We start from the raw sequence: 267 nt of genomic DNA, 5'->3' as shown, positions 1-267 counted from the left end.
GCCGCGCCGATCTCGTCGATCAGATGCTCTGGGAAGTGCCGCTCACGGTGGCGCTGCATTTTCTCGGCGTGCCCGAGGAGGACATGGATCTGCTGCGCCAGTATTCGATCGCGCATACGGTCAATACGTGGGGACGTCCGCGTCCCGAGGAGCAGGTCGCGGTCGCGCACGCGGTGGGCAACTTCTGGCAGTTCGCGGGCAAGGTGCTCGACAAGATGCGCCAGCAGCCCGACGGTCCTGGCTGGATGCAATACGGCATTCGCAAAC

At 64.4% G+C, this 267-nt stretch carries 1 pseudogene; it reads left to right on the top strand.

Annotated elements, in window-relative coordinates:
• Positions 1–267: pseudogene (locus tag SB751_RS31180) on the top strand (cytochrome); the annotation flags it as partial.

Origin of the sequence: Cupriavidus sp. SIMBA_020, assembly GCF_046535395.1 — a bacterium.
Lineage (GTDB): Bacteria > Pseudomonadota > Gammaproteobacteria > Burkholderiales > Burkholderiaceae > Cupriavidus > Cupriavidus campinensis.
The sequence above is the reverse complement of the archived record's forward strand: the minus strand, read 5'-3'. Positions and strand labels throughout refer to the sequence as shown.